Source organism: uncultured Sphingomonas sp. (assembly GCF_946477935.1).
In the GTDB taxonomy this organism is placed as follows: Bacteria; Pseudomonadota; Alphaproteobacteria; order Sphingomonadales; family Sphingomonadaceae; genus Sphingomonas.
In genome coordinates this window covers 1-6,031 of the sequence record NZ_CAMLAC010000225.1, presented here as the reverse complement: position 1 = coordinate 6,031, position 6,031 = coordinate 1, and the positions used below count along the sequence as shown (strand labels likewise).

Sequence of the window (6,031 nt, the reverse complement as noted above, 5' to 3'; positions counted from 1 at the left end):
TTTCCGCCTCGTCCTTTTCCTCTCTAGCCTTGCCGATCGCGGCGGAGAGGCGGGCGAAGCCGGTGGGGTCCTTGGCGTAGAAGTCGGGGTCGGCGAGTTTGGCTTCGTCGCGGGCGATGCCGGCCTCGATCTCTTCGATCCGCTTGGGCAGCAGGTCGTAGTCGCGCTGGTCCTTGTAGCTGAGCTTGGTGCGCGCCTGTACCGGGGCAGCGGGCGCGGCGGCCTTGGGGGCGGCCTTCCTGCCCTCGTTGCGCGGCTTGCGCTTGGCGACCCAGTCCTCATAGCCGCCCGCGACCACGTCGATCGTGCCAGAACCGTCGAGGCCGAGCGTGACGGTGACGGTGCGATCGAGGAAGTCGCGGTCGTGGCTGACGATCAGGACGGTACCATCATAGTCGCCGATCACCTCCTGGAGCAGATCGAGCGTTTCGAGGTCGAGGTCGTTGGTCGGCTCGTCCAGCACCAGCAGGTTGGACTCGCGGGCAAATTCACGGGCGAGCAACAGGCGTGACCGCTCGCCACCCGACAGCGTACCGATCCGCGCCTCCGCCAGGCTGGGGTCGAACAGGAATTCCTTCAGATAGCCGTGCACATGCTTGCGGGTGCCGCGCACGTCGATCCAGTCGCCGCCGTCGGCCAGCACCTCGCGCACGCGCTTCTCGGGCGCCATCAGGCGGCGTTGCTGATCGATGATGACGCCGTCGAGCGTCTTGGCCAGCTTCACCTCGCCCTCGTCGGGCTGGATCTCGCCCGTGAGCAGGCGGAGCAGCGTCGTCTTGCCCGCACCATTGGCGCCGACGATGCCGATGCGGTCGCCGCGCGTCACCTTCAGGCTGAAATCCTTGATGACGGTGCGGTCGCCATAACGCTTGGTGACGTGCTCGGCCTTGATGACCTCCTTGGTCTTCACGTCGTCCGACGCGATGCCGAGCTTGGCGGCGCCTTGCGGCCCGATCATCGCGGCGCGGGTGGCGCGCATCTGGTGCAGCTTTTCGAGGCGGCCCTGGTTGCGCTTGCGCCGCGCGGTGACGCCGCGGTGGAGCCAATGCTCCTCGATCTTCAACTTGGCGTCGAGCTTCTCGGCGGCGCGGGTCTCCTCGGCATAGACCGCCTCGGTCCAGGCGTCGAAGCCGCCGAAACCGACCTCGTTGCGGCGCAGATTGCCGCGGTCGAGCCACAGGGTCGAGCGGGTCAGGCGGGTGAGGAAGGTCCGGTCGTGGCTGATGACGATGAACGCGCCGGTGAAGCGCTTCAGCCAGTCCTCCAGCCATTCGATCGCAGCAAGATCGAGATGGTTGGTCGGTTCGTCGAGCAGCAGCACGTCCGGGTTCACCGCCAGCGCGCGGACGATCGCGGCGCGGCGGCGCTCGCCCCCGCTGGCGGTCGCGGCTTCGCGTGACAGGTCGATGCCGAGCTGGTCGGCGATCGCTTCCGCCTCATAGGGCTGGGGCGCGTCGTTGCCCGACAGGACATAGTCGCGCAGGGTGGCGACGCCGGAAAGATCGGGATCCTGTTCGAGATAGACGACATGCGTGCCCGGCACGAGCGTGCGGCGCCCCTCGTCCGAATCGAGGATGCCGGCGATCAGTTTCAGCAGCGTCGACTTGCCCGCGCCGTTGCGGCCGATCAGCGCGAGGCGGTCGCGCTGGCCGACATGGATGTCGAGATGCCGGAAAAGCCAGCCGGAGCCCTGGATGACGCCAAGGTCTTCAAACGAGAGAACGGGTGCTGCCATGATGCACCGCCACGTAAGGGCCCGCCCGGAACCGGGCAAGTTGTCATGCGCTTTTGCGGACGCGCGCCGGCGCCTCGTTTGGCCTCGCGCTCATTCAGAGGGTGTTCAACGCATGCGGCCTATGCCAACTCCATGAAGATGACCGTCCTCCTGGCACTGTTGGCCGCAAGCCCCGTGATGACGGCCCCGGGGATGGCACAAGCTCCGGATCAGCGGCGGAGCGACCAGATGAGGGCATTGCAGGCCCGCAAGCAAGGGCGCATCCTGCCCATGCCGGAGATCGAGCGCCGGGTGCTGCCCCAGATGGAGGGGGCGCAATATCTCGGCTTCGACTTCGAGGCGAGCGTGGCGATCTATACGATGAAGTTCCTGCGCAACGGCACGGTGATCTGGGTCGAGGTCGATGCGCGATCCGGACAGATCGTCGGCCGTACCGACCGCTGACCCCATTTCCAAAGGAGACCCACATCGATGCGCGTTCTGATCGTCGAGGACGAACCCCATCTCGGCCAGCAACTGAAGAATACGCTGGAGGGCGCCGGCTATGCCATCGATCTTGCGACGGACGGCGAGGAAGGGCATTTCCTGGGATCGACCGAAAGCTATGACGCGATCGTGCTGGACCTGGGATTGCCCGAGATTGACGGGCTGACCGTGCTGGACCGCTGGCGCAAGGAGGGCAAGACCACCCCCGTGCTGGTGCTGACCGCGCGCGATAGCTGGTCCGACAAGGTGGCCGGGCTGGATGCAGGCGCGGACGATTATGTCGCCAAGCCGTTCCAGACCGAGGAACTGATCGCCCGGTTGCGCGCGCTGATCCGCCGCGCATCCGGCAATGCCTCGTCCGAACTGACCGCGGGCGATGTGCGGCTGGACACGCGCAGCGGCAAGGTGACGCGCGCGGGCGAGCCGGTGAAGTTGACCGCGCAGGAATATAAGCTGCTGAGCTACCTGCTGCACCACAAGGGCAAGGTGGTGAGCCGCACCGAACTGATCGAACACATCTACGATCAGGATTTCGACCGCGATTCGAACACGATCGAGGTGTTCGTGACGCGCATCCGCAAGAAGCTGGGCCAGGACGTGATCACCACGATCCGCGGGCTGGGCTACAGCCTGGAAGATCCGGAGGGCGCCGCCGCCTGAGGCGGGCCGGCCGACACGCATGACGGAGGCGGATACTCCCAAGCGGAAATGGCGCACCGGATCGCTGTCGCGCCGCATGATCCTGATCTCCGCGGCGTGGATATCGGTGTTGCTGGCCGGCGGCGGTTTCGCGCTGGACCGGGTGCTGACCAGCGCGGTGACGCAGAATACCGACAACCAGCTGCAATATATCCTGAAGTCGTTGCTGGTCGCGGCCGAGATCGGCCCGGATGGCGAGGTGATCTTCGGGCGCGATCTGGTGGGCGATCCGCAGTTTCTGGAGCCCTATTCAGGGCTTTACTGGCAGATTTCCGCGCCGGGCAAGGAAGTGTTCCCGTCGCGTTCGCTGTGGGACCGGCAACTGGCTTACGGCGCGCCGCACGACGACAAGGGCATCCATACCTATACCAGCAGCCAGTTTCCCGACCAGAAGTTGCGCATCGTCGAGCGGGACGTGAAGCTGCCGGGATCGGACGTGCGCTGGCGGTTCCAGGTCGCGCAGAGCCGGGAAGGGCTGGACGCGCAGATCGCCTCGCTCCGACGCACGTTGGTGCGCAGTTTCGCGTTGCTGGGGCTGGGCCTGATCGTGCTGGCATGGTTGCAGACCTTTTACGGGCTGTGGCCGCTGCACCGGGTGCGGCAGGAGATTGCGCGGATGCGCGCGGGGCAGGCCAACCGGATCTCGTCGGAAATGCCCAGCGAAGTGGCGCCGATGGTCGAGGAACTGAACGCGCTGATCGAACATAATGAGCGCCAGGCGGAGGAAGCGCGGCGCCATGCCGGCAATCTGGCGCATGCGCTGAAGACGCCGCTGACCGTCATCATGAATGCCGCGACCGCGCAGGCGGACGATCTGGCGGATACGGTGGTGCGCGAGGCGCGGACGATGCGGCGGCAGGTGGACCATCATCTGGCCCGCGCCCGCGCGGTCGGCCGGCGCGGCTCGGCGCATAGCCGGGCGGAGGTGTGGCCGAGCCTGGAGTCGGTGGAGCGGGCGGTGGCGCGGCTGTACCGCCATGTCCGCATCGACGTGACCGGCCCCAAGGATCTGGCGGTGCATGTCGAGCGGCAGGATCTGGACGAGCTGCTGGGCAATCTGATCGAGAATGCCGCGAAATATGGCGGCGGCAGCGTGTTCGTGACGGTCGGCGCGGAGGCCGGCTATGTCGAGTTCCTGATCGAAGATGACGGTGCCGGGATCGCGGAGGCGGACCGGCTGCGCATCTTCGATCGCGGCGTGCGGCTGGACAGCGGCAAGCCGGGCACCGGGCTTGGGCTGGCGATCGTGCGCGACGTGGCGGAAATCTACGAAGGCACGGTCAGCCTGGAGGAGAGCGAGGATCTGGGCGGGCTGATGGTGCGGCTGCGCCTGCCGGCGGCGGCCTGAACCCCGCCGGCTCCAACCTACATAGATAGGGCGAAGGCGTCAGGCCGCCTTGGCGAGTTCTTGGCCGACCTCGGCGGCGATCGCGATCGAGCGCTTGCGCGCCTGATGGTCGTAGATCGCGCTGGTCACCATCACCTCGTCCACCTGGGTCCGCTCGACGAACGCGGCGAGCTGGCGGGCGACGGTGGCGGGGCTGCCGATCGCGGAGCAGGAGAGGACCTGGTTCAGCATGGCCGCGCCCTGCGGCCCCAGGCTGTCGCGATAGCCGGCGACGGGCGGCGGCATGCGGCCGGGGTTGCCGGTGCGCAGCGCCACGAACGCCTGTTGCTGCGAGGAGGCGAGGAATTCGGCCTCTTCGTCGGTGTCGGCGGCGAAGATGTTGAAGCCGGCCATGGCATGCGGCCTGGCAAGCGTGGCCGAGGGGCGGAACTCGCGACGATAGACGCCGAGCGCGGCATCGAGCGCGTCGGGCGCGAAATGCGAGGCGAAGGCGTAGGGCAGGCCGAGCGCGGCGGCGAGTTGCGCGCCGAACAGGCTGGAGCCGAGGATCCACATCTGCGGGGTGGCGCCGGCACCCGGAGTAGCGGCGATGCCGGTCTGGCCGTCATCGGCGAAGTAGCTCTGCAGCTCCAGCACGTCGCGCGGGAAGGCGTTGGGATCGCTGTCGAGCGTGCGGCGCATGGCGCGGGCGACGCGCTGGTCCGATCCGGGGGCGCGGCCGAGGCCGAGGTCAATGCGGCCAGGGAACAGCGCGTCGAGCGTGCCGAACTGCTCGGCGATGACCAGGGGCGCGTGGTTGGGCAGCATGATGCCGCCCGCGCCGACGCGGATGGTGCGGGTGGCGGCGGCAACGTGCGCGATCACCACCGCGGTGGCGGCCGAGGCGATGCCCTCCATGCCGTGATGCTCGGCCACCCAGTAGCGATGATAGCCGAGCGATTCGGCATGGGCGGCGAGATCGGCGGCGTTGGCCAGCGATTGCGATACGGTGCCGCCTTCGACGACGGGCACCAGATCGAGAAGGGAAAGACGGGTCATGTCTCAGGAGATGGGAAGCATCTCCGTCCCCCGCAAATAAAGATCCGCTTTTAGAGGCCGAAGGCCCAGCGGAGCGCCAGGCCGTAATCGTCTGGCAAGGCGGCGATATTGCCCGGATCGCGCCGCCAGAAGAGATTGGTGTGGAGGTCGCCGGGGCCGAGCGGCAGGGTGTAGCGCGCCTCCACGTCGATCTCGCGGCCAGTGGGGGCGAGGTTCAGGCGCTGCACCGTCCAGGCCGACACGCCGGCGCTGGCATAGTCCCAGCCGGTGGGCAGGCGGTAATCGATGCCGCCCTGCGCGACACGCAGCGGCTGGGCGATGCGCAGGCCAAGCGAGTCGCGGCCGAAGATGCCGGCCTTGCCGATGTCGGCGGCAAAGGCAGTGGTGCCGAGGCGGGCGGTGCCGGCAAGGCCGTGGGCGGCGCTGGCATGCGTCCAGCCCTGTCGCCATGTCGCGCCCAGTGTCCAGCCGGTGGGGCTATGCCAGCGCGCGGCGGCATCGGCGAACCAGCTCGTCGCGCCGGCTCCGCCCAGACCGGGGCCGAACCGTGCGCCGAGCAGCGTGTCGCTCTCCACCAGGCGGCTGGCGGTGAGGGTGGCGGCGATGTCGCCGAAGCGGCGGTCGAGGGTGAGGGCGGCGCGGTCGTAGCGGCTGCGGTTCCAGCGGTCGGCGACGGGGTATGCTGCGTCCTGCCGGGTGAGCACCTGTCCCCTGTCGATCGCGGC

Annotated in this window: 5 protein-coding genes and 1 pseudogene; 3 read left to right on the top strand and 3 right to left on the bottom strand. The window is 68.1% G+C overall.

Translation table 11 applies throughout. The features are described 5' to 3' along the window. Positions 1–1,735 (bottom strand): ABC-F family ATP-binding cassette domain-containing protein (locus Q0U08_RS17010; RefSeq protein WP_298092791.1); only part of this gene is annotated, 1,735 nt, incomplete at its 3' end. Between the two features lie 228 nt (positions 1,736–1,963). Here Q0U08_RS17010 and Q0U08_RS17005 point away from each other — a divergent pair. The 3 genes from Q0U08_RS17005 to Q0U08_RS16995 are packed head-to-tail and all read left to right on the top strand — an operon-like array spanning position 1,964 to position 4,268. Next, positions 1,964–2,179, top strand: a complete 216-nt coding sequence (locus Q0U08_RS17005; protein ID WP_367271151.1) for a PepSY domain-containing protein — start codon at positions 1,964–1,966, stop codon at positions 2,177–2,179. A gap of 27 nt (positions 2,180–2,206) precedes the next feature. Beyond that, on the top strand, positions 2,207–2,881 hold the full coding sequence (locus Q0U08_RS17000) for a response regulator transcription factor (protein WP_112381310.1): 675 nt from the start codon (positions 2,207–2,209) through the stop codon (positions 2,879–2,881). Between the two features lie 19 nt (positions 2,882–2,900). Further along, complete coding sequence (locus tag Q0U08_RS16995) at positions 2,901–4,268, top strand: HAMP domain-containing sensor histidine kinase (protein ID WP_298092788.1); 1,368 nt, start codon at positions 2,901–2,903, stop codon at positions 4,266–4,268. Positions 4,269–4,307: 39 nt separating this feature from the next. Here Q0U08_RS16995 and Q0U08_RS16990 read toward each other — a convergent pair whose 3' ends face one another. Beyond that, a complete protein-coding gene (locus Q0U08_RS16990) occupies positions 4,308–5,306 on the bottom strand; it encodes an LLM class flavin-dependent oxidoreductase (protein ID WP_298092786.1) in 999 nt (332 codons plus the stop codon). A 50-nt stretch (positions 5,307–5,356) separates the two neighbouring features. Next, positions 5,357–6,031: pseudogene (locus tag Q0U08_RS16985) on the bottom strand (peptidase S8); the annotation flags it as partial.

Coding starts and splice junctions, on each gene's coding strand:
- Q0U08_RS17005 (WP_367271151.1), top strand. CDS start 1,964: ATGAGGGCATTGCAGGCCCGCAAGCAAGGGCGCATCCTGCCCATGCCG.
- Q0U08_RS17000 (WP_112381310.1), top strand. CDS start 2,207: ATGCGCGTTCTGATCGTCGAGGACGAACCCCATCTCGGCCAGCAACTG.
- Q0U08_RS16995 (WP_298092788.1), top strand. CDS start 2,901: ATGACGGAGGCGGATACTCCCAAGCGGAAATGGCGCACCGGATCGCTG.
- Q0U08_RS16990 (WP_298092786.1), bottom strand. CDS start 5,306: ATGACCCGTCTTTCCCTTCTCGATCTGGTGCCCGTCGTCGAAGGCGGC.